Genomic DNA, 20002 nt, shown 5'->3' on the forward strand with positions numbered 1-20002 from the left:
CCCCGGGTGGGGGCGTTAGGGTCGATTCATGCCCGAATCCGAGCTGGACCTCACCCTGGACGCCGCCGAGCTGACCGCCCGGCTCGTCGACATCCCCTCCGTGAGCGGCGACGAGAAGGTGCTCGCCGACCTCGTGGAACGCGCGCTGCGGGACCTGCCGCACCTCACCGTGGACCGCCTCGGCAACAACGTCGTCGCCCGCACGCACCTGGGCCGAGGCGAGCGCGTCGTGCTCGCCGGCCACCTCGACACCGTGCCGATCGCCGACAACGTCCCCTCCCGTCTCGACGAGAACGACGTCCTGTGGGGCTGCGGCACGACCGACATGAAGTCCGGTGTCGCCGTGCAGCTGCGCATCGCGGCGACCGTTCCCGAGCCGAACCGGGACCTCACCTTCGTCTTCTACGACCAGGAGGAGGTCGCCGCCGACCTCAACGGCCTGGGCAAGGTCGCCGAGGCCCACCCCGACTGGCTGACCGGCGACTTCGCGGTGCTGCTGGAGCCCTCGAACGCCGAGGTCGAGGGCGGCTGCCAGGGCACTCTGCGGGTGCTGCTGCGCACCGCGGGCGAGCGCGCCCACTCCGCGCGCAGCTGGATGGGCTCCAACGCGATCCACTCGGCGGCGCCGATCCTGGCCCGGCTGGCCGCGTACGAGCCGCGCCGGCCGCTGATCGACGGCCTGGAGTACCACGAGGGCCTCAACGCGGTCCGCATCGAGGGCGGCGTCGCCAACAACGTCATCCCCGACGGCTGCACGGTGACGGTCAACTTCCGCTACGCCCCCGACCGCAGCGAGGCCGAGGCGATCGCCCACGTGCGGGAGGTCTTCGCCGACTGCGACATCGCCGAGTTCGTGGTCGACGACTCCTCGGGCGGCGCCCTGCCCGGCCTCGCGCACCCGGCGGCGGCGGCCTTCATGGAGGCGGTCGGCGGCCGCGCCATGCCGAAGTTCGGCTGGACGGACGTCTCCCGCTTCAGCGCCCTCGGCGTACCGGCGGTCAACTACGGCCCGGGCGACGCGCTGCTGGCCCACAAGGTCGACGAACGCGTCGACACGAAGGCGATCCTCCACTGCGAGGAACGACTCCGCGCCTGGCTGACCTCCTGAATTCCGCTTGCTGTCACCTTTGTGCGCCTAACCTGATCCAACGATCAGCAGGAGGGAGCACATCATGGGCAACCCCGAAGGGTCCGCTCGTCGTCGGCCCGAGGAGCAGCAGCTCGGGCCGGTGCTGAGGAGGCGGAGCCAGATCAAGGCGGGCAGTACGACGGACCAGCGGCTGCTGGACTCTGCCGGGCCTTCCGAGTGGGTGCACACCGATCCCTGGCGGGTCCTGCGCATCCAGTCGGAGTTCATCGAGGGCTTCGGCACGCTGGCCGAGCTGCCGCCCGCGATCAGCGTGTTCGGATCGGCCCGCACCCCGGCGGGGACGCCGGAGTACGAGGCGGGCGAGCGGATCGGGCGCGCGCTGGTGGACGCCGGGTTCGCGGTGATCACCGGTGGCGGTCCGGGCGCGATGGAGGCGGCCAACAAGGGCGCCCGCGAGGGGGGCGGTGTCTCGGTCGGCCTCGGCATCGAGCTGCCCTTCGAGCAGGGGCTCAACCAGCACGTCGACCTCGGGCTGAACTTCCGGTACTTCTTCGTCCGCAAGACGATGTTCGTGAAGTACAGCCAGGGCTTCGTGGTGCTGCCGGGCGGCCTCGGCACGCTGGACGAGCTGTTCGAGGCGCTGACCCTGGTCCAGACCCAGAAGATCACCCGCTTCCCGATCGTGCTGTTCGGCACGGAGTACTGGAGCGGCCTGGTCGACTGGCTGCGGGGCACGGTGATCGCCCAGGGCAAGGCCTCGGAGAAGGACCTGTACCTCTTCCACGTCACGGACGACGTGGACGAGGCGATCGCGCTGGTGACGAAGGAAGTCGGGAAGTAGGACCCGCACGCCGTGGGGCCGGGCCCGGGCCCGGCCCCACGGCGGCTCAGGCCGGGCCGGACGGCGGCGGCTCAGGCCGGGCCGGACGGCGGCGGCTCAGGCCAGGCCGCGGCGGGCCACTGCCGGGGGGCGGTGGCCCTGGATGGAGCGGACCATGTCCAGGATCTGCCTGGTCTCCGCGACCTCGTGGACGCGGTAGACCTGCGCGCCCAGCCAGGCCGAGACGGCCGTGGTGGCCAGGGTGCCCAGCAGGCGTTCCTTGACGGGCTTGTCCAGGGTCTCGCCGACGAAGTCCTTGTTGGACAGGGAGACCAGGACCGGCCAGCCCGTCGCCGTCATCTCGTCCAGCCGGCGCGTGGCCTCCAGCGAGTGGCGGGTGTTCTTGCCGAAGTCGTGGCCCGGGTCGATCATGATCGCGTCGCCGCGGACGCCGAGGGCCCGCGCCCGTTCGGCCAGGCCGACCGTGACCCGCAGGATGTCGTCCATGACGTCCTCGTACGAGGTCCGGTGCGGCCGGGTGCGCGGCTCGACCCCGCCCGCGTGCGTGCAGACCAGCCCGGCGCCGTAGCGCGCCGCGACCTCGGCGAGCTTGGGGTCCACCCCGCCCCAGGCGTCGTTCAGCAGATCGGCCCCGGCCTCGCACACGGCCTCGCCGACCTCGTGCCGCCAGGTGTCCACGCTGATCACCACGTCCGGGTGCCGGCGCCGGACCTCGGCCACGAAGCCCACCGTGCGCCGCGCCTCCTCGGCCGCGTCCACGTGCTCGCCGGGACCGGCCTTGACCCCGCCGATGTCGATGATCGCGGCGCCCTCGGCGACCGCCTGCTCGACCCGGTCGAGCGCCGGCTCATCTCGGAACGTCGCGCCCTGGTCGTAGAAGGAGTCCGGAGTCCGGTTCACGATGGCCATGATCACCGGCTCGTGGGTGTCGAACTCGCGCCTGCCCAGTCGCAGCATCCTGCTCTTTCCTCCTTCGGCGGCCCATGCGCCTCGCCTGCGACCTTAACCTGGTGGCCGGAGTCTCTCAGGGGAGTTGATCGTGTTCTTCTTCTTGATGATCGCGCTGGTCGTGGTCGTGGCAGCGGTCACCCTTGCGGTGATCGGCGGCGGCTCGGAGGCCGTCCTGCCGGAAGCGGAGCCGGACCGGGTGGCCGACGGGCTGCCGGAGACCCGGCCCGTCGTACGGGCGGACATCGACGCCCTGCGGCTGCCGGTCGCGCCGCGCGGCTACCGGATGGCCGAGGTGGACGACGTACTGGAGCGGCTGGCGGCGGAGCTGGCCGAGCGGGACGCGCGCATCGCGCAGCTGACGGCGGCTGCGTACACGGGCGCCCCGGCCGCTGCGGCCGCCGCCCCGGGCGCCCCGGCCCCGGCCCCGGAGGACCGGGTCGACCTCACCAAGGACGAGCGGTGAGCGGTGCCGGACTGCTGGCCGGGCCGGACGGCCGCCTGCGCTGCCCCTGGGGCCTGTCCACCGAGGACTACGTCGCCTACCACGACACCGAATGGGGCAGGCCGGTCCACGGGGACGACGCCCTGTACGAGCGGCTGTGCCTGGAGGCCTTCCAGTCGGGGCTGTCCTGGATCACCATCCTGCGCAGGCGCGAGGGCTTCCGCAGGGCCTTCGCGAAGTTCGAGATCGCGGCGGTCGCGGAGTTCGGTCCGGCCGACGCCGAGCGGCTGCTGGCGGACGAGGGGATCATCCGCAACCGGGCCAAGATCGAGGCCACCCTCGCCAACGCGAAGGTGCTGGCGGGGTGGCGGCCCGGGGAGCTGGACGGGCTGATCTGGTCCCACGCCCCGAAGCGGCCGGGCCGGGCCCCGCGGAGCACCGCCGACGTGCCGGCGGTCACCCCGGAGTCCACGGCCCTGGCCAAGGCCCTGAAGAAGGCGGGCATCCGCTTCGTCGGACCCACCACGGCCTACGCCCTGATGCAGGCGTGCGGCCTGGTCAACGACCACCTCGCGGGCTGCGTCTCCCGCGAGGCGTAGGCGTAGGCGTAGGCGTAGGCGTAGGCGTGGGCGTCGCTCGCGCGAGGTCAGCGGCCGAGGTACCGGGGCGGCTGCTTCGCGAGGAAGGCCTGGACGGCGATGGAGTGGTCCTCGGAGGCTCCGGCGCGGGTCTGCAGGACGTCCTCGTGCTCGAGGGCCTCGGCGAGCGAGTGGGAGGCCCCGTACGCCAGGGACTCCTTCAGGGCCGCGTAGGCGACCGTCGGGCCGGACGCCAGGGCGCGGGCCACGGCCTCGGCCTCGGCGTGCAGGGAGTCCGCCGGGACCAGGCGGTTGGCGATGCCGAGCTCGTACGCCTCCTGGGCCTTGACCGAGCGCGGGAAGAGCAGCAGGTCGCAGGCGCGGGAGGCGCCGATCAGGCGGGGCAGGGTCCACGAGACCCCGGAGTCGGCGGTCAGCGCCACCCCGGCGAACGAGGTGTTGAAGGACGCGGTGTCGGCGACGACCCGGAAGTCCGCCGCGAGCGCGAACCCGAAGCCCGCCCCGGCCGCCACGCCGTTCACCCCGGCCACCACCGGCTTCGGCATCTGGGTCAGCGCGCGGACGATCGGGTTGTAGTGCTCGGCGACCGTGCTCATCGTGAGGGAGGAGCCGTCCTCGCGGTCCGCCGCCAGGTTCCCGATGTGCTCCTTGAGGTCCTGGCCCACGCAGAAGGCACGGGTGCCGGCCGCGGTCAGCAGCACGGCCCGTACCGCGGGGTCCGCGGCCGCCGCGAGGGCCGCGTCGCGCAGCGCGACCTTGGCCTCCGTGTTCATGGCGTTCATCGCGTCCGGGCGGTTGATCGTGATGGTCGCGAGTCCGTCGGTCACTTCGTAGAGCACGCTGTCGGCCATGCGGGGGGTCCCCCTTCGTCGCGGGATGGCTACCGGCCGGTACCGGCCGGTGCAAGGGCCAGCATGGCGGACCGGACGGCAGGCGCACATGTGATGTGCGTCAAAGAAAGACGAGGCCGTTCACCGGGGGCGGGGGCGAAGTATCGCAGGCGGGTCCCCGAAATGAGTGGTTTTGGTCGAGCGCGTTGCGCAAGCGTTCCCGGCCGATGTTGGTCATCGGGTCCTGACATGCGGGATAATGGCTGGGAAGCAATGTGTTCGATGCCGGGTATTAGGCGCCTGAATGGGGCCGTCGGCGGACGATGAGCTGGTTTCAGGAAGGGGAACGAGCATGGCGGCCATGAAGCCGCGGACGGGCGACGGCCCGCTCGAGGTCACCAAGGAGGGGCGGGGCATCGTCATGCGCGTACCGCTCGAGGGCGGCGGTCGGCTCGTCGTCGAGCTGACCCCGGACGAGGCGGACGCCCTGGGTGACGCCCTGAAGAAGGTCGTCGGCTGACCTTTCGGCACCATCTGCATTCTGCGTTCTCTGCGCTGCCCCGACCGCGACCGGCGGTCGGGGCAGCGTTGTCTCCGGCGCCCTCGCGCTGACCGGTCGAACGGAAAGCAGGGCCTAGCGCCGTACGGCGCACAGCAGTCCGTCGCCCACCGGGAGCAGCGCGGCCTCCAGGGCGGGGCTCTCGCGGACGCTGCGCAGCAGTTCGCGGACGCGGAGCACCTCCACCGGCTGGGCCGAGGAGTCGACCGTGCGGCCGTCGGAGAAGACTCCCTCGAAGCACACCAGTCCGCCGGGGCGCAGCAGGCGCAACGATTCAGCGAGGTAGTCGAGGGACTCGGCCGGGTCGCCGTCGCAGAAGACGAGGTCGTACCCGCCGTCGGCGAGGCGGGGCAGTACGTCCAGGGCCCGGCCGGGGATGAAGCGCGCGCGGTTGCCCGCGAAGCCGGCGGCGCGGAAGGCCTGGCGGGCGAAGGCCTGCCGGTCGGCTTCTGGATCCACCGTGGTCAGCACGCCGTCCGGGCGCATCCCGTGGAGCAGGTGGATGCCGGAGACGCCGGTTCCGGTGCCGATCTCGGCGACCGCCTTGGCGTCCGCGGTGGCGGCGAGCAGGCGCAGCGCGGCCCCGGTCCCGGGGGAGACCGAGCGCAGGCCCGCTTCCCTGGACCGGTCGCGGGCCCATCGCAGAGCGTCGTCCTCGGCGACAAACGCGTCGGCGAACGCCCAGCTCGTCTGCCGGTTGCCGGTAATGACCCTCTCCTGTCCCCATAGTTGGCGCAACGGTGACTGTATCCGCTGACGTCGGGAACCCGCAGATGGGACCGGGCGTTGAGTGGGGTGTGGGCGGATCAGAAGGGACGGGGCCGGGCAGATCGCCAGTCCGGGCCGCTCCGGAGCCCGCGAGCCGTGCAAAGTTAACGTAAAAACGCTTATCCGGAGCTGACGGAGGGGGTGGCTATGGTAGGGACTCCGCTGGACACCACCAGAGCCGACAGGGGAGGTGCGGCTGCGCCTGTGGATCGTGGAGGCGTGCTGAGACGCCTCTTCTGGTCGGTGGGCGAGCCGAAATCCGTGACCGACACCGCTGACCGTTTCCACACCGCGGCCACCGCAACCACCGCGACCTTCGCCGCCGATGCGGGCTCCCAGGCGTGGACCCCTCCTTCGTGGGAGGAGATCGTCAGCACGCACAGCGCGCGGGTCTACCGCCTTGCCTACCGTCTGACGGGCAACCAGCACGACGCCGAGGACCTGACCCAAGAGGTCTTCGTCCGCGTCTTCCGCTCGCTGTCGACGTACACGCCGGGCACCTTCGAGGGCTGGCTGCACCGCATCACCACCAACCTCTTCCTGGACATGGTCCGCCGCAAGCAGCGCATCCGCTTCGACGCGCTCGCCGACGACGCCGCCGAGCGGCTGCCCAGCCGCGAGCCGTCCCCCCAGCAGGTCCTGCACGACACCCACTTCGACGCCGACGTCCAGCAGGCGCTGGACACCCTGGCGCCCGAGTTCCGCGCGGCCGTGGTGCTGTGCGACATCGAAGGCCTGTCGTACGAGGAGATCGCCGCCACGCTCGGCGTGAAGCTCGGCACCGTCCGCAGCCGTATCCACCGGGGGCGCTCGCACCTGCGCAAGGCGCTCAAGCACCGGTCCCCGGCGGCCCGCGCCGAGCAGCGCGCGCTGGCCGGGGTGGCCGTAGGCGCCCCGGGTACCGGGGGAGAGGGCGGAGCCGAGTGAGCGGAGTCAGTCCGTCCCCCGCCGAACAGCACCTGGGCGACCGGCTCGCCGCCCTGGTGGACGGCGAGCTGAACCACGACGCGCGCGAGCGGGTCCTGGCCCACCTGGCCACCTGCGCCAAGTGCAAGGCCGAGGCCGATGCCCAGCGCCGCCTGAAGACCATGTTCGTGGAGAGCGCCCCGCCGCCGCTGTCCGCCGGGCTGCTGGCGCGCCTGCAGGGGCTGCCGGGCGGCGGCTTCGACGGCCCGCCGGGCCCAGGGGGCCCGCCCTCCGGCGATCCGCTCGCCACCTTCGCCTACGCGCTGCCCCCGGCCTCCCAGCCGCGGCAGGAGGGCTTCCGCGTCCACGAGGTGGGCCGGCCGCGCCGCCGGTTCGCGTTCGCCGCCGCCGGAGCGGTCTCCCTCGCCGCGCTCGCACTGGGCGGCGCGATGCCGCTGGAGAGGGTGGACCCGACCGTGCGGGGGGAGTCCCCCGCCTCCCGGCCCGGTCCCGCCGCGTCGGTCAACGACGCGACGGTGGCCGACGCCTTCGTCCGCGACCGGATGCCCACCCCGGCCGCCGTGCCGACGCTCCTGTCGACCGCCGCGACCCCGCTCCCGCCGCTCCACCCCTCCCCGCCGAGCTCGGCCCGCCCCGTCTCCCTGCTGCGCTGACCCGGCACCTGGTTGAATCTGCGGCACATGCGCACAAGTACGCGGGGAGCGCCGATGGCCGACAGCCGGCAGACCGACCCGGCTCCACAGTGGTGGAGCCGGCCCGAGGGCACGACGGCGGACGCCGGACGCGAAGGGGTTCCGGCCCCCAGGCCCGAAGGCGGCGGTGACGCGCAGGCCCCGGAGGCGCCCCGCGAGGTGCGCTACGACCCCTGGGGCGAACAGCCGCTGCAGGTCGTGGACCGGGGCCGGCAGGGCCGCGGCTTCCGGCTGTGGCAGGTGGCGGCCCTCGCCGCCGGCACGGCCCTGCTCGCCGGAGGCACCGGCGGATACCTCGGCGTCCTCGCGGAGCGCCAGAGCAGCACCCGCCTCGAGCTGCCCCAGGCCGGCGTGGCCGACACGGGCCGCGCCCCGGACAGCGTCGCCGGCATCGCCGCCACCGCCCTCCCCGGCGTGGTCACCCTGCACGTGCGGGGCACCTCCGGCAGCGGCACCGGTACCGGCTTCGTCCTCGACCAGCAGGGCCACATCCTGACCAACAACCACGTGGTCGCGGGCGCCAAGGAGATGGCGGTCACCTTCAGCACCGGCGAGAGCGTCACCGCCGAGCTGGTGGGCCGCGACTCCGGCTACGACCTGGCCGTGGTCAAGGTCAGCGGGGTACGGGGCCTGCGGCCGCTGAGCCTGGGGAACTCCGAGAACGTACGGGTCGGCGACCCGGTCGTGGCCATCGGCGCGCCGTTCGACCTGTCCAACACCGTCACCGCCGGCATCATCAGCGCCACCGGCCGGCCCGTCACCGCCGGCGGGGACAAGGGCGACGGCAGCGACATCAGCTACGTCGACGCCCTCCAGACCGACGCCCCGATCAACCCGGGCAACTCCGGCGGCCCCCTCCTGGACGCCAAGGCCCACGTCGTCGGCATCAACAGCGCGATCCGCGGCGCCGACAAGGACGACCCCGCCCGCCAGGGCGGCTCCATCGGACTCGGATTCGCCATCCCGATCAACCAGGGCAAGCGCGTCGCCGAGGAGCTCATCCGCACCGGCCGCGCCACGCACCCCGTCATCGGCGTCACCCTCGACATGGAGTACGCGGGCGACGGGGCCCGGGTCGGGGACAAGGGCGAGGACGGCAAGCCGGCCGTGGTCGCCGACGGGCCGGCCGCCCGCGCCGGGATCAAGGCCGGCGACGTGATCACCAAGGTGGACGGCCAGCGCGTACGCGGCGGCGACGAGCTGATCATCAAGATCAGGGCGCACCGGCCCGGCGATCCGCTGACCCTCACCGTGCTCCGTGACGGCCGCGAGCGCACGCTGGAACTGGTCCTCGGTTCCGCGAACGGCTCATGAGCGGCAGATGACGTACGGGAGAAACCGGTATTGAGCCGGTATGCAGGTATGGGCCCGGCGAGAACGCCGGGTACCGTGTGTCGGGGCCCGCAGTGAGAGAGAGCCGAGGAGCGGCAAGGTGTTCAACGACATAGGCGCACTCGAACTCGTCACGATCGTGGTGCTCGCCATCCTCGTCTTCGGCCCCGACAAGCTGCCCAAGGTCATCCAGGACGTCACCGGCGTCATCCGGAAGATCCGCGCGTTCTCCGACAGCGCCAAGCAGGACATCCGGTCCGAACTCGGCCCGGAGTTCAAGGACTTCGAGTTCGAGGACCTGAACCCGAAGACCTTCATCCGCAAGCAGCTGAGCGAGAACGAGGACCTCAAGGAGATCCGCACCAGCTTCGACCTCCGCAAGGAGCTGAACGACGTCACCGACGCCGTGAACAGCAAGGAGACGGATTCCGCGGCGGCCGCCGGCGGTCCGTCCGCCACGCCCGCCGCCGCCGGTCCCGATCTGCTGAAGAAGCCCGCCGCACCGGCCGCCGACCAGCGCGCACGCTTCGACGCCGACGCCACCTGAGCTCAGCCTGCCCGGCGAACCGGGGTCGGATGGCTATCCTCCATCTGTTGTCCGGACCCAGGACGCCCGAGGGGGGCTGGCCGTTCCGGGCCCTACGGAACGAGAGGCCGGTCAGATGGAGACGACGAGCAGCAGCAGGGTACGGACGCAGACCGCGACCGGACCCGCTCAGGAACCGCAGACCACCGCGCAGCCGCCGGAGGCCGCCGCACCCGTGCCGGCGGCCCGCCGGACCGCCGAGGGCTTTCTGGCGGCCGACTTCCCCTGGTACGGGCTGGACGAGGCCTTCACCGGCCCCCGCTGGCTCATGCAGGTGGGCACGGCCGCCGACGGCACCGTCGAGCACGGGTCCACCGGACACGGCGACGAGCCCTCAGCGCGCGGAGAGATCGCCACCGGCGAGAAGGAGCGCTTCGCGGTGGTCGTCACCGTCGCGAGCAACCCGGTGCGCCGCAGCGGCGACGGCACCGGCACCCTGGAGGCCACCTCGGTGTCCTCCGCGGCCTGGCTGGCCGGGTCCGGGCTGCTGGCCTACAGCTGGCCCGGGCAGATGGACCACTCCCTGCGCAGCGACTGGCTCGACCAGCAGACCGAGGCCGCCTGGGAGCTCGCGGACGACCTCGGCGGCGAGGACTGGTCGACGCTCTCGCTGCCGGTGGACGGGGAGCCGACGCAGTTCCACTACCGCGAGTCCGAGTTCGGGTGGGTGCTGGCCGGGTCCACCGGCAGCGGGGTCCACCTGGGCGCCTACGGGCGCGGGATGAGCGCGTACGGGCTCGGCTTCTCGGCGATCGCGGACCTCGGCACGTACGAGTAGCCGGCCTGGGCGGCTACGCGGAAGGGCACCGCCGGCCGGCGGTGCCCTTCGCGCCGTGCGGCCCGGTGCGGCCCGCCGGCCGGTCCGTGGACCTCTGCCCCGGCGGGGGGCGCGGGCCGCTCGGACCGTCTAGAACTTGTTCCTGGGGGTGATGCCCAGCGACATGCCCGACAGGCCGCGGGCCCGGCCGCCCAGCTTGCCCGCGATGGCGCGCAGGGCCGCGCCGGCCGGGGAGTCCGGGTCGGACAGCACGACCGGCTTGCCCTCGTCGCCGCCCTCGCGGAGGCGGACGTCGATCGGGATGGAGCCGAGCACCGGCACGGTCGCGCCGACCGTCTTGGTGAGGCCGTCGGCGACCTTCTGGCCGCCGCCCGAGCCGAAGACGTCCACCATCTCGTCGCAGTGCGGGCACGGCAGGCCCGACATGTTCTCGACGACGCCGACGATCTTCTGGTGGGTCTGCACGGCGATCGAGCCGGCCCGCTCCGCCACCTCGGCGGCGGCCTGCTGCGGGGTGGTGACGACCAGGATCTCCGCGTTCGGCACCAGCTGGGCCACCGAGATCGCGATGTCACCGGTGCCCGGCGGCAGGTCGAGCAGCAGCACGTCCAGGTCGCCCCAGAACACGTCCGCGAGGAACTGCTGGAGCGCCCGGTGCAGCATCGGGCCGCGCCACACCACCGGCGCGTTGCCCGGGGTGAACATGCCGATGGAGATCACCTTCACGCCGTTCGCCGACGGCGGCATGATCATGTTCTCGACCTGGGTGGGGCGGCCCTCCACGCCGAGCATCCGCGGCACGCTGTGGCCGTAGATGTCCGCGTCGACCACGCCGACCTTCAGGCCGTCCGCGGCCATCGCCGCGGCCAGGTTGACGGTGACCGAGGACTTGCCGACGCCGCCCTTGCCGGACGCGACCGCGTACACACGGGTCAGCGAGCCCGGCTTGGCGAAGGGCACCTCGCGCTCGGCGGTGCCGCCGCGCAGCGTGGTCGCCAGTTCCTTGCGCTGCTCGTCGCTCATCACGTCCAGGGAGACGGCGACCGAGGTGACGCCCGCGACCCGCTCGACGGCCTCGGTGACGTTCTTGGTGATGGTCTCGCGCATGGGACAGCCCGACACGGTCAGGTAGACCGTGACGGCGACCGCGCCGCCGTCGCCGATCTCCACCGATTTCACCATGCCGAGTTCGGTGATCGGCCGGTGGATCTCGGGGTCGTTCACCGTCGCCAGCGCGTCCAGGATCGCGTCCTGCTCAGGCACGGCGGCGGAGCTTGTGTCGGTAGCCATGCCCCGATGGTACGGCTCGGTAGCACGGCTCAGGTAAGCCCGTCAGCGGTCGCCTTCGTCACGTTCCGGCGGGAACAGCCGCCGTTCGTCCATCTCCTTGATCAGGTCCTGGAACTCCGACCTGATCCAGTCCCGCGTCGCCACCTCGCCCAGGCCCATCCGCAGCGCCGCGATCTCCCGCGTCAGGTACTCCGTGTCGGCGATGGACCGCTCGTTCTGCTTGCGGTCCTGCTCCAGGTTGACCCGGTCGCGGTCGTCCTGCCGATTCTGCGCGAGCAGGATCAGCGGGGCGGCGTACGAGGCCTGGAGCGACAGCATCAGCGTCAGGAAGATGAACGGGTACTCGTCCCAGCGCAGCTCCGGCGGCGCGAAGATGTTCCACAGCACCCAGACGATGATGACGACCGTCATCCAGACGATGAACCGGCCCGTCCCCAGGAACCGCGCCACCCGCTCCGACAGCCGCCCGAAGGCCTCCGGGTCGTACTCGGGCAGCAGGCGCCGGCGCGCCGGGCGCGGCAGGTCCAGCCGGACCCGCGAACGCGTCAGCGCGCTCGACCCCGTCGAGGGGCCGAACTGGCCCGCCTTCGCCCGCTCGCCGCGCTCGAAGGAGGACCGCTCCACCCGCTCGGCGGCCTCCGCCAGCCCGTGCTCGCGCGCCGACTGCTTCGTCTGCTCGCGGCGCTCCCGGATCTGCTCGCGCCGCCGTTCGCGCGACTGGTCGCCGCGCCCCCGCTCACTGGCCACTGACGGCCTCCTCCGAGTGGAAGTCCGTCTCGCGCCAGTCATCCGGCAGCAGGTGGTCCAGTACGTCGTCCACCGTCACCGCGCCCAGCAGCGAACCGCTCTCGTCGACGACCGGCACGGCCACCATGTTGTACGCGGCCAGGTAGCTGGTCACCACCGGCAGCGAGGCGTCCGGCCGCAGCGGCGGCAGGTCGGTGTCCACGATGGAGCTGACCAGGGTGAACGGGGGGTCCCGCAGCAGCCGCTGGAAGTGCACCGTGCCCAGGTACTTGCCCGTAGGCGTCTCGTCCGGCGGCCGGCACACGTACACCTGGGCCGCCAGCGCCGGCGACAGGTCGGCCTGCCGGACCCGGGCCAGCGCGTCCGCGACCGTCGCGTCGGGCCGCAGCACGATCGGCTCGGTGGTCATCAGGCCGCCCGCCGTCCGCTCCTCGTAGGACATCAGGCGCCGCACGTCCGCCGCGTCGTCCGGCCGCATCAGCGTCAGCAGCCGCTCCTTGTCGTCCTCGGGCAGCTCGGAGAGCAGGTCGGCCGCGTCGTCCGGGTCCATCGCCTCCAGCACGTCGGCGGCCCGTTCCTCCTTCAGCTTGCCGAGGATCTCCACCTGCTCGTCCTCGGGCAGCTCCTCCATGACGTCCGCGAGCCGGTCGTCGTCGAGGGCGCTCGCCACCTCGGCGCGCCGCTTGGGCGACAGGTGGTGCAGGACGTTCGCCACGTCGGCCGGGCGCATCTGCTCGAAGGTCGCGACCAGGTTCTCGGCGCCCTGGCCCTCCTCCTCCAGCGAGAAGCCCGTCACCGCGGACCACTCCACCGTCAGGGTCTCGCCGCGCCGGCGCAGCGCACCGCCCTTGCCCTTGCGTACGAAGATCTTGTCGATCTCCCAGTCCCGGCGGGCCGGCAGCTGCTGGATGGCCACGTCCAGGACGGTGGCCTCCTCGCCGGTCGCGGTCAGCCGCACCCGCCGGTCCAGCAGTTCGCCGAGGACCAGCCGCTCGGTGGGCCGCTGCTCGAAACGCCGCATGTTGACCACGCCGGTGGTGATGACCTGCCCGGACTCCACGCCCGTCACGCGGGTCATCGGCAGGAAGATCCGGCGCCGGCTGACCACCTCGACCACCAGGCCCAGCAGCCGCGGCGGGCGGCCGCCGACGCGCAGCATCGCGACGAGGTCGCGGACGCGGCCGACCTGGTCGCCGTTGGGGTCGAAGACGGGCACACCCGACAGATGCGAGACGAAGATCCGCGGGGCGCCTGCAACCATCCGAGCGCCTCCTAGTACGTGAATCGACAGTCCTGCCGCCCCTCAGGCTAGCCCGTGCCCCGAGCAACCGTCCTGGTGGGGCGGTCCGCACGGGGACCTCCGGGGGGCTGGTGGCGGACGGTCCCCGGACGGGTACGCTGCCTGCTGCTCCCCCAGCCCCCGCTGGGTGGGGTGCCCCCGGCCGGAGGCTGGGGGAGTACCCCCGGCCCAGGACCGACGAGAGGCACGCGTACGTGACCGCCTACTTCCCTGCCGCGCGGCTGCGCCGGGCCGCCCTCATCGGTGCGTTGTGCGCGGGCCTCGCCGTCACCGGTACGGGCTGCGGGGAGGACCCCGACGAGGGCACGAACGGGGTCGGCAAGCTCTCCGCCGACAAGATCGAGGCGAAGGCGAAGGCGGCGGCCACCGAGGCCGAGTCGGTGCACCTGTCGGGCACGGTGGTGAGCGGCGGCAAGTCCTTCACCCTGGACATGCGGCTGAAGTCCGACGGCGGCTCGGGCGAGGTGAAGTCCCAGGACGACACCTTCCAGCTGCTGCGGGTGGGCGAGCAGCTGTACCTGAAGGCGAGCGCGGCGTTCTGGGGCCAGTCCGACTCGGCCGGGAAGCTCGGCGACAAGTACGTGAGGGTGCCCGAGGGCGACCCCTCCTACAAGCAGTTCCGCGGCTTCACCGACATGGACGTCCTGCTGGACGGGCTGCTCGGCCTCGAGGGCAAGCTCGCCAAGGGCTCCTACACGAAGGTCGGGCCCACCCGCGCGGTCCAGGTCACGGCGGACGCGGGCAAGGGCGGCAAGCTCTCGGTCTCCCTGGAGGGGACCCCGTACCCGCTGCTCATGGAGCGCGCGGGCGGCGCCGGCCGGGTGGAGCTCGCGGAGTGGGGCGAGGCCTTCCCGCTCGACCCGCCGGCCCAGGACCAGACCGTGGACTACGGGTCCCAGCTGCCGACGACGAAGGACGGCGGGACCAAGGGCTCCGGCCAGGGCGCGAACCCCGCCAAGCCCTAGCGACGGCCTAGCGGGAGGCGGACTTCTTCCGCTTCAGCAGCAGCTTCGGCAGGTGTGCCGGGATCGGCCTGCGGGTGATCGCGGGCGAGGGCGGCGGGGCCGCGGCCAGCGAGCCGGCCGGCAGCTCCGTGCGGACCGACTCCGGCTCCAGCCGCAGCAGCCGGCACTCCCGCGCCCACCGCTCCGTCATCTCCTCGGAATCGGGCGCGTTCAGCCGCTTGCCCTTGAGCTCGGCGACCGCGGCCGCCCACTCCTCACCGCGCGGCGCGAGCTCCCGTACCGTCGCGGTCCAGGCCACCAGCCGGCCGCCCTTGTCCTTGCTGCGCACGGTCACCTCGGCCGTCGCACCGTCGGCGAGCCCCGGGAACGGCTGTTCGCCGGGGCCGTCGCCCAGCACGTGGGCCGCGCCCTCGACCCAGGCGTGCCACAGGGCGCGGTCGGCCCCGTCCCCGCGGACCCAGATCAGGCCGGACTTCTTGGTGGCCTCCTCGACGAGGGCCAGGTCGAGCGCGCTGAGAGTCATGCGCACCAGAGTAGGGGAGGCGGCCGCGGCCCTCAGAGCCAGCCGTGGCGGCGCAGCGTCCGGTGGATGGTGAAGCAGATGCCGACGATCGAGGCCATCACCATCGGATAGCCGTACTTCCACTGGAGCTCGGGCATGTGGTCGAAGTTCATCCCGTAGACCCCGCAGATCATGGTCGGCACGGCGATGATCGCCGCCCACGAGGTGATCTTGCGCATGTCCTCGTTCTGCGCCACCGTCGCCTGCGCGAGGTTGGCCTGGAGGATCGAGTTCAGCAGCTCGTCGAAGCCCACCACCTGCTCGTGCACCCGCGCCAGGTGGTCGGCGACGTCGCGGAAGTACTTCTGGATGTCCGGGTCCACCAGCCGCATCGGCCGCTCGCTGAGCAGCTCCATCGGTCGCAGCAGCGGCGCGACCGCCCGCTTGAACTCCATCACCTCGCGCTTGAGCTGGTAGATGCGGCCCGCGTCGCCGCCGCGCGCGGCGCCCTTCGCGGGGGCGGCGAAGACCTCGCTCTCCACCTCGTCGATGTCGTCCTGGACGGCCGCCGCGACCGCGATGTAGCCGTCGACGACGTGGTCGGCGATGGAGTGCAGGACCGAGGAGGGGCCCTTGGCGAGCAGGTCGGGGTCGTCCTGGAGGCGGTGGCGCAGCCCCTTGAGGGAGCCCTGTCCGCCGTGCCGGACGGTGATGACGAAGTCGGGGCCGGTGAAGCACATCACCTCGCCGGTCTCCACCACCTCGCTGGTCGAGGTCAGTTCGGCGTGCTCGACGTAGTGGATCGTCTTGAAGACGGTGAAGAGGGTGTCGTCGTAGCGTTCCAGCTTCGGCCGCTGGTGCGCGTGTACGGCGTCCTCCACCGCCAGCGGGTGCAGGCCGAAGGTGGCCGCGATCCCCGCGAACTCCTCCCCGGTCGGCTCGTGCAGGCCGATCCAGACGAAGCCGCCGTCCTCGCGGACCCCGCGGATCGCCTCACGGGGCGTCAGGCAGACGGGCCCCAGCACGCGCCGGCCGTCTCGGTACACGGCGCAATCGACCACCGCGCTGCTCGCCGAGGGGTCGCGGGTGGCGTCGTATCCGGACTGGGCCGGGGTGGACTTGCGCAGCGACGGACGGACGGCCGCACGCAGGTAGGGCAGCATCGACATGGCAGGCTCCTTCGCGCGCACGGCTGCGGACCGTGCGGGTGGGAGACCCTCACCGCTGCGGAAGGGCGGGCAGGCCCGAACGGGGGGAGGGAACAGGACGGGAGGACAAAGTTCTGCCGTCGCTCTTCTACTGATCAGGAGATCAAAGGGGGCGGGAGGCGCCCGTCACAGAAGCGGAAGAGCGATTGGTACTGCACGATCGACTTCGATCCATCGCAGCCCCACCTCCTCCGGCCGGTCCCCCGTGAGGGACGTCCTGTCGCCGGAGCGTGCCACCAGCGCTTCTCGAGCGCAGCCCCGACCAGCTGTCAACAGTATCAGCCGACGGATGGTCAAGAGGCGTCCTTTACCCGGCTGATACGAGTTCTATGCTCGCTCCATGGCAGAAATTCTGGCCCTCGTGGAGGCCCGGCTGCGCACCGCGTTCGGCGTACCCGACGCACGCGCCGCAGTCACCTTCCTGGGCACCGACCGCATCGAGGTACTCCGTTTCGCCGAGGGCGACCTCGTGCGGTACGCGACCCTCGGGATGTCCGCGCACCCGATGACCGATCCGACCGCCGTGGTCGCCGACCCCGTCCGCGGGCCGCGCGCCGAGCTGGTACTGACCGTACGGGCCGGACTCGCGCCCACCGACAAGCTGCTCAGGCCGCTCGCGGTGCTGGCCGCCTCCCCGCAGGTCGAGGGGCTGATCGTGGCTCCCGGGGCCTCGCTGGAGGTGGGCGAACCCCTCTGGGAGGGCGCGCCGTTCAGCTCCGTCCTGGTGGGGGAGCCGGGCGGGCTGGTGGAGGACCTGGAGCTGGACGAGCCCATGGACCCGGTGCGGTTCCTCCCGCTCCTGCCGATGACGGCGAACGAGGCCGCGTGGAAGCGCGTGCACGGGGCAGCCGCTCTACAGGAACGCTGGCTCGCGCGCGGCACCGATCTGCGGGATCCTCTGCGTACCGCAGTCGCACTGGACTGAGCCCGGACGGGTGATGGTGTCTTGACGGCGCGCCGGGCGGGGAGGAGCGTGGCTTCTTATGAGGGGCGAACCGAGTTGCCCGAAGTGCGGTGGCCGGGTCAGAGCGCCCGGTCTCTTCTCCGACTCCTGGCAGTGCGCGGTGCACGGCGCCGTCCACCCTCTGCAACCCGTGATCCCGCCCAGTGTCGAGGGCCTGAGCGTGGTCGCGCACCGGACGCGGGTGCCGGTGTGGATGCCGTGGCCGCTGCCGGTGGGGTGGCTGTTCACCGGGGTCGCCTCCGCCGGCGACGACCGCAGCGGGGGACGGGCTACAGCCGTGGCCTGTTCCGGCCCCGCCCCGCTGGGCGGCATGGGTGAGCTGCTGCTGGTCGCCGAGGAGCTGGGAGTGGGGCTCGGCGCGCGGTTCGCGGGCATCGACGGCCCGGACCCCGGCTCGCACATCGACGTCTCGGCGCCGCCGCACGCCAAGGTGGTCGCGGCCGGCCGCCCGACCCCGCTGTGGCACCTGGGCGCAGTCCCCGACGACCGGGCCGTCTTCGCCGGGGAGGCGCGCGGCCTGTGGCTCTGGGCGATCGTCTGGCCGGAGCAGTCCGGCCTGCTGATGTACGACGAACTCGTCCTCACGGACCTGCGCGACGCGGGGGCCGAGCTCGAGCTCCTGCCCTGCGGGGCCCTGAGCCCGCGCATCCTCGGGCCCGGCTAGAGCGCGCGGTCCCCTTGCCCGGTGGGTCCCCCGGCCCGGTTATCCTGGAGCGTCCCCCTTCCGTACCACCACCCTGGAGCCGGCTGTGCGCATCGACCTGCACACCCACTCCACGGCTTCCGACGGTACGGACACGCCCGCCGAGCTGGTGCTGGGCGCAGCCAGGGCGGGGCTGGACGTGGTCGCGCTGACCGACCACGACACCGTGGGCGGGTACGCCGAGGCCATCGCAGCGCTGCCCGCCGGGCTGACGCTGGTGACCGGGGCCGAGCTGTCCTGCCGCCTCGACGGGGTCGGGCTGCACATGCTGGCGTACCTCTTCGACCCCGAGGAGCCCGAGCTCTCCCGCGAGCGGGAACTCGTACGGGACGACCGCACCCCCCGCGCCCAGGCCATGGTCCGCAAGCTCCAGGCGCTCGGCGTGGACGTCACCTGGGAGCAGGTGGCCCGGATCGCCGGTGACGGCTCCGTGGGGCGGCCGCACATCGCGACCGCGCTGGTCGAGCTGGGCGTCGTACCGACCGTGTCGGACGCCTTCACGCCCGACTGGCTCGCCGACGGCGGCCGCGCCTACGCCGAGAAGCACGAGCTCGACCCCTTCGACGCCATCCGCCTGGTCAAGGCCGCCGGCGGCGTCACCGTCTTCGCCCACCCCGCCGCCGTCAAGCGCGGGGAGTGCGTGCCCGAGGCCGCGATAGCGGCGCTGGCGGCCGCGGGCCTGGACGGCATCGAGGTGGACCACATGGACCACGACACCGACACCCGTGCGCGGCTGCGCGGCCTGGCGGCGGACCTCGGACTGCTGACCACCGGCTCCAGCGACTACCACGGCAGCCGCAAGACCTGCCGGCTCGGGGAGTACACGACCGACCCCGAGATCTACGGCGAGATCACACGCCGTGCGACGGGCGCCTTCCCGGTGCCCGGCGCCGGCGGACGCGTGGGCTAGCGAGCCCGGGCTCCGCTCCACCCGTCCCACCCCTGTTCCTGCGCGTCCTCTTCGCGACACCCCTCTCTCCTGCAAGGCATCTCTGTGTTCGACTTCGCCGTCTTCGGATCCCTTTTTCTCACGCTTTTTGTGATTATGGACCCCCCGGGCATCACCCCGATCTTCCTCGCCCTGACCTCGGGGCGTCCCGCCAAGGTGCAGCGCAAGATGGCCTGGCAGGCCGTCTGCGTGGCCTTCGGCGTCATCGCGGTCTTCGGGATCTGCGGCCAGCAGATCCTGGACTACCTGCACGTGTCCGTCCCGGCGCTGATGATCGCCGGTGGTCTGCTGCTCCTGCTCATCGCGCTCGACCTGCTCACCGGCAAGACCGACGAGCCGAAGCAGACCAAGGACGTCAACGTCGCCCTCGTGCCGCTGGGCATGCCGCTGCTGGCCGGTCCCGGTGCGATCGTGTCGGTGATCCTGGCGGTGCAGAAGGCCGACGGGTGGGGCGGCCAGCTGTCGGTGTGGTGCGCGATCATCGCCATGCACGTCGTGCTGTGGCTGACCATGCGCTACTCGCTGGTGATCATCCGGGTCATCAGGGACGGCGGCGTGGTCCTGGTGACGCGGCTCGCCGGCATGATGCTCTCCGCCATCGCCGTGCAGCAGATCATCAACGGCGTGCTCCAGGTCGTACGGGGCGCCTGACACCTCCGGCGCCGGACATGCGAACGCCCCCGCACCGGCTTTGGTGTGGGGGCGTCGACGTCCGTACGGTGGTTCTGGGCGTCAGAGGGACGCCGTATCAGCCGGTCGGATCAGGATGCGCTGGCCTATGGCCGCGGCCTGCTGCACGATCCGGTTGACGGAGGCCGCGTCCACGACGGTGCTGTCCACGGCAGATCCGTCGACGTCGTCCAGGCGCAGAATCTCGAAGCGCATGGGGCTTCTCCCTTCGTCAGTGTTGCTCCTTGCGTAGGTATAACGAAGTGTATACGGCAAACATTCCTTACGCTAAGGAAATTTTTTCACTGGC

Annotated in this window: 24 protein-coding genes; 15 read left to right on the forward strand and 9 right to left on the reverse strand. The window is 72.3% G+C overall.

All coding sequences use genetic code 11. The features are described from left to right. Positions 1-28: 28 nt before the first annotated feature. Together dapE and BGK67_RS22715 are read left to right on the forward strand one after the other, a co-directional pair. Positions 29-1108, forward strand: a complete 1080-nt coding sequence (gene dapE, locus BGK67_RS22710) for a succinyl-diaminopimelate desuccinylase (protein WP_069921805.1) — start codon at positions 29-31, stop codon at positions 1106-1108. A gap of 64 nt (positions 1109-1172) precedes the next feature. Next, positions 1173-1931 carry an LOG family protein gene (locus tag BGK67_RS22715; RefSeq protein ID WP_069921806.1) on the forward strand — a complete coding sequence of 253 codons (759 nt, stop codon included), beginning with the start codon at positions 1173-1175 and terminating at the stop codon, positions 1929-1931. A gap of 96 nt (positions 1932-2027) precedes the next feature. Here the strand turns inward: BGK67_RS22715 and folP are convergent, their stop codons facing one another. Further along, the gene (folP, locus tag BGK67_RS22720; protein ID WP_069921807.1) at positions 2028-2888 is read right to left on the reverse strand and encodes a dihydropteroate synthase; all 861 of its coding nucleotides are present in this window, start codon (positions 2886-2888) and stop codon (positions 2028-2030) included. A gap of 76 nt (positions 2889-2964) precedes the next feature. On the opposite strand from folP, the gene BGK67_RS22725 reads away from it, so the two are divergent. Further along, on the forward strand, positions 2965-3345 hold the full coding sequence (locus tag BGK67_RS22725; RefSeq protein WP_069921808.1) for a DivIVA domain-containing protein: 381 nt from the start codon (positions 2965-2967) through the stop codon (positions 3343-3345). Beyond that, a complete protein-coding gene (locus BGK67_RS22730; protein ID WP_069921809.1) occupies positions 3342-3923 on the forward strand; it encodes a DNA-3-methyladenine glycosylase I in 582 nt (193 codons plus the stop codon). Before BGK67_RS22725 ends, BGK67_RS22730 begins: the two co-directional genes overlap by 4 nt. A gap of 47 nt (positions 3924-3970) precedes the next feature. Here the strand turns inward: BGK67_RS22730 and BGK67_RS22735 are convergent, their stop codons facing one another. Then, a complete protein-coding gene (locus BGK67_RS22735; RefSeq protein ID WP_069921810.1) occupies positions 3971-4774 on the reverse strand; it encodes a 2-cyclohexenylcarbonyl CoA isomerase in 804 nt (267 codons plus the stop codon). A gap of 331 nt (positions 4775-5105) precedes the next feature. Here BGK67_RS22735 and BGK67_RS22740 point away from each other — a divergent pair, with 331 nt between their 5' ends. Next, positions 5106-5273, forward strand: a complete 168-nt coding sequence (locus BGK67_RS22740; RefSeq protein WP_003966491.1) for a DUF3117 domain-containing protein — start codon at positions 5106-5108, stop codon at positions 5271-5273. A 114-nt stretch (positions 5274-5387) separates the two neighbouring features. On the opposite strand, the gene BGK67_RS22745 is transcribed toward BGK67_RS22740, so the two are convergent. Then, positions 5388-6050 (reverse strand): O-methyltransferase, encoded by a 663-nt coding sequence (locus BGK67_RS22745; RefSeq protein ID WP_069921811.1) that lies wholly within the window; start codon positions 6048-6050, stop codon positions 5388-5390. A 177-nt stretch (positions 6051-6227) separates the two neighbouring features. On the opposite strand from BGK67_RS22745, the gene sigE reads away from it, so the two are divergent. From sigE to BGK67_RS22770, 5 genes are all read left to right on the forward strand, one after another. After that, entirely contained in the window at positions 6228-7007 is a 780-nt protein-coding gene (sigE, locus tag BGK67_RS22750) for an RNA polymerase sigma factor SigE (protein ID WP_079154328.1), read from the forward strand. Then, positions 7004-7660 carry an anti-sigma factor family protein gene (locus BGK67_RS22755; RefSeq protein WP_069921812.1) on the forward strand — a complete coding sequence of 219 codons (657 nt, stop codon included), beginning with the start codon at positions 7004-7006 and terminating at the stop codon, positions 7658-7660. The genes sigE and BGK67_RS22755 overlap by 4 nt, the downstream gene beginning before the upstream one ends. Before the next feature lie 54 nt (positions 7661-7714). Next, the gene (locus BGK67_RS22760; RefSeq protein ID WP_069921813.1) at positions 7715-9013 is read left to right on the forward strand and encodes a S1C family serine protease; all 1299 of its coding nucleotides are present in this window, start codon (positions 7715-7717) and stop codon (positions 9011-9013) included. A gap of 118 nt (positions 9014-9131) precedes the next feature. Further along, the gene (locus tag BGK67_RS22765) at positions 9132-9578 is read left to right on the forward strand and encodes a sec-independent translocase (RefSeq protein WP_069921814.1); all 447 of its coding nucleotides are present in this window, start codon (positions 9132-9134) and stop codon (positions 9576-9578) included. Between the two features lie 115 nt (positions 9579-9693). Continuing rightward, positions 9694-10395, forward strand: coding sequence for a hypothetical protein (locus tag BGK67_RS22770; protein WP_069921815.1), 702 nt, complete (start codon positions 9694-9696; stop codon positions 10393-10395). A 129-nt stretch (positions 10396-10524) separates the two neighbouring features. Here BGK67_RS22770 and BGK67_RS22775 read toward each other — a convergent pair whose 3' ends face one another. From BGK67_RS22775 to BGK67_RS22785, 3 genes are all read right to left on the reverse strand, one after another. Beyond that, positions 10525-11685 (reverse strand): Mrp/NBP35 family ATP-binding protein, encoded by a 1161-nt coding sequence (locus BGK67_RS22775; RefSeq protein WP_069921816.1) that lies wholly within the window; start codon positions 11683-11685, stop codon positions 10525-10527. A gap of 42 nt (positions 11686-11727) precedes the next feature. Further along, entirely contained in the window at positions 11728-12234 is a 507-nt protein-coding gene (locus tag BGK67_RS22780) for a DUF1003 domain-containing protein (RefSeq protein ID WP_432215522.1), read from the reverse strand. 187 nt (positions 12235-12421) lie between these two features. Beyond that, positions 12422-13693, reverse strand: a complete 1272-nt coding sequence (locus tag BGK67_RS22785; RefSeq protein ID WP_069921817.1) for a magnesium transporter MgtE N-terminal domain-containing protein — start codon at positions 13691-13693, stop codon at positions 12422-12424. Between the two features lie 233 nt (positions 13694-13926). Between BGK67_RS22785 and BGK67_RS22790 the strand changes: the two genes are divergently transcribed. Beyond that, a complete protein-coding gene (locus BGK67_RS22790; RefSeq protein WP_069921818.1) occupies positions 13927-14697 on the forward strand; it encodes a hypothetical protein in 771 nt (256 codons plus the stop codon). Positions 14698-14704: 7 nt separating this feature from the next. On the opposite strand, the gene BGK67_RS22795 is transcribed toward BGK67_RS22790, so the two are convergent. Next, on the reverse strand, positions 14705-15220 hold the full coding sequence (locus BGK67_RS22795) for a hypothetical protein (RefSeq protein WP_069921819.1): 516 nt from the start codon (positions 15218-15220) through the stop codon (positions 14705-14707). 32 nt (positions 15221-15252) lie between these two features. Then, positions 15253-16368: a magnesium and cobalt transport protein CorA gene (locus BGK67_RS22800; protein ID WP_069921820.1), complete on the reverse strand. Its 1116-nt coding sequence runs from the start codon at positions 16366-16368 to the stop codon at positions 15253-15255. Positions 16369-16747: 379 nt separating this feature from the next. On the opposite strand from BGK67_RS22800, the gene BGK67_RS22805 reads away from it, so the two are divergent. The 4 genes from BGK67_RS22805 (at position 16748) to BGK67_RS22820 (ending at position 19674) form a co-directional block, all read left to right on the forward strand. Next, a complete protein-coding gene (locus tag BGK67_RS22805; protein ID WP_069921821.1) occupies positions 16748-17332 on the forward strand; it encodes a suppressor of fused domain protein in 585 nt (194 codons plus the stop codon). A 58-nt stretch (positions 17333-17390) separates the two neighbouring features. Then, positions 17391-18035, forward strand: coding sequence for a DUF6758 family protein (locus tag BGK67_RS22810; RefSeq protein WP_069921822.1), 645 nt, complete (start codon positions 17391-17393; stop codon positions 18033-18035). A gap of 85 nt (positions 18036-18120) precedes the next feature. After that, on the forward strand, positions 18121-18984 hold the full coding sequence (locus BGK67_RS22815; RefSeq protein WP_069921823.1) for a PHP domain-containing protein: 864 nt from the start codon (positions 18121-18123) through the stop codon (positions 18982-18984). A gap of 84 nt (positions 18985-19068) precedes the next feature. Further along, positions 19069-19674 (forward strand): MarC family protein, encoded by a 606-nt coding sequence (locus tag BGK67_RS22820; protein ID WP_069921824.1) that lies wholly within the window; start codon positions 19069-19071, stop codon positions 19672-19674. Between the two features lie 81 nt (positions 19675-19755). On the opposite strand, the gene BGK67_RS37685 is transcribed toward BGK67_RS22820, so the two are convergent. Continuing rightward, on the reverse strand, positions 19756-19908 hold the full coding sequence (locus tag BGK67_RS37685) for a hypothetical protein (protein WP_107488841.1): 153 nt from the start codon (positions 19906-19908) through the stop codon (positions 19756-19758). Positions 19909-20002: the final 94 nt, after the last annotated feature.

This window comes from Streptomyces subrutilus (assembly GCF_001746425.1).
Taxonomy (GTDB): Bacteria; Actinomycetota; Actinomycetes; order Streptomycetales; family Streptomycetaceae; genus Streptomyces; species Streptomyces subrutilus_A.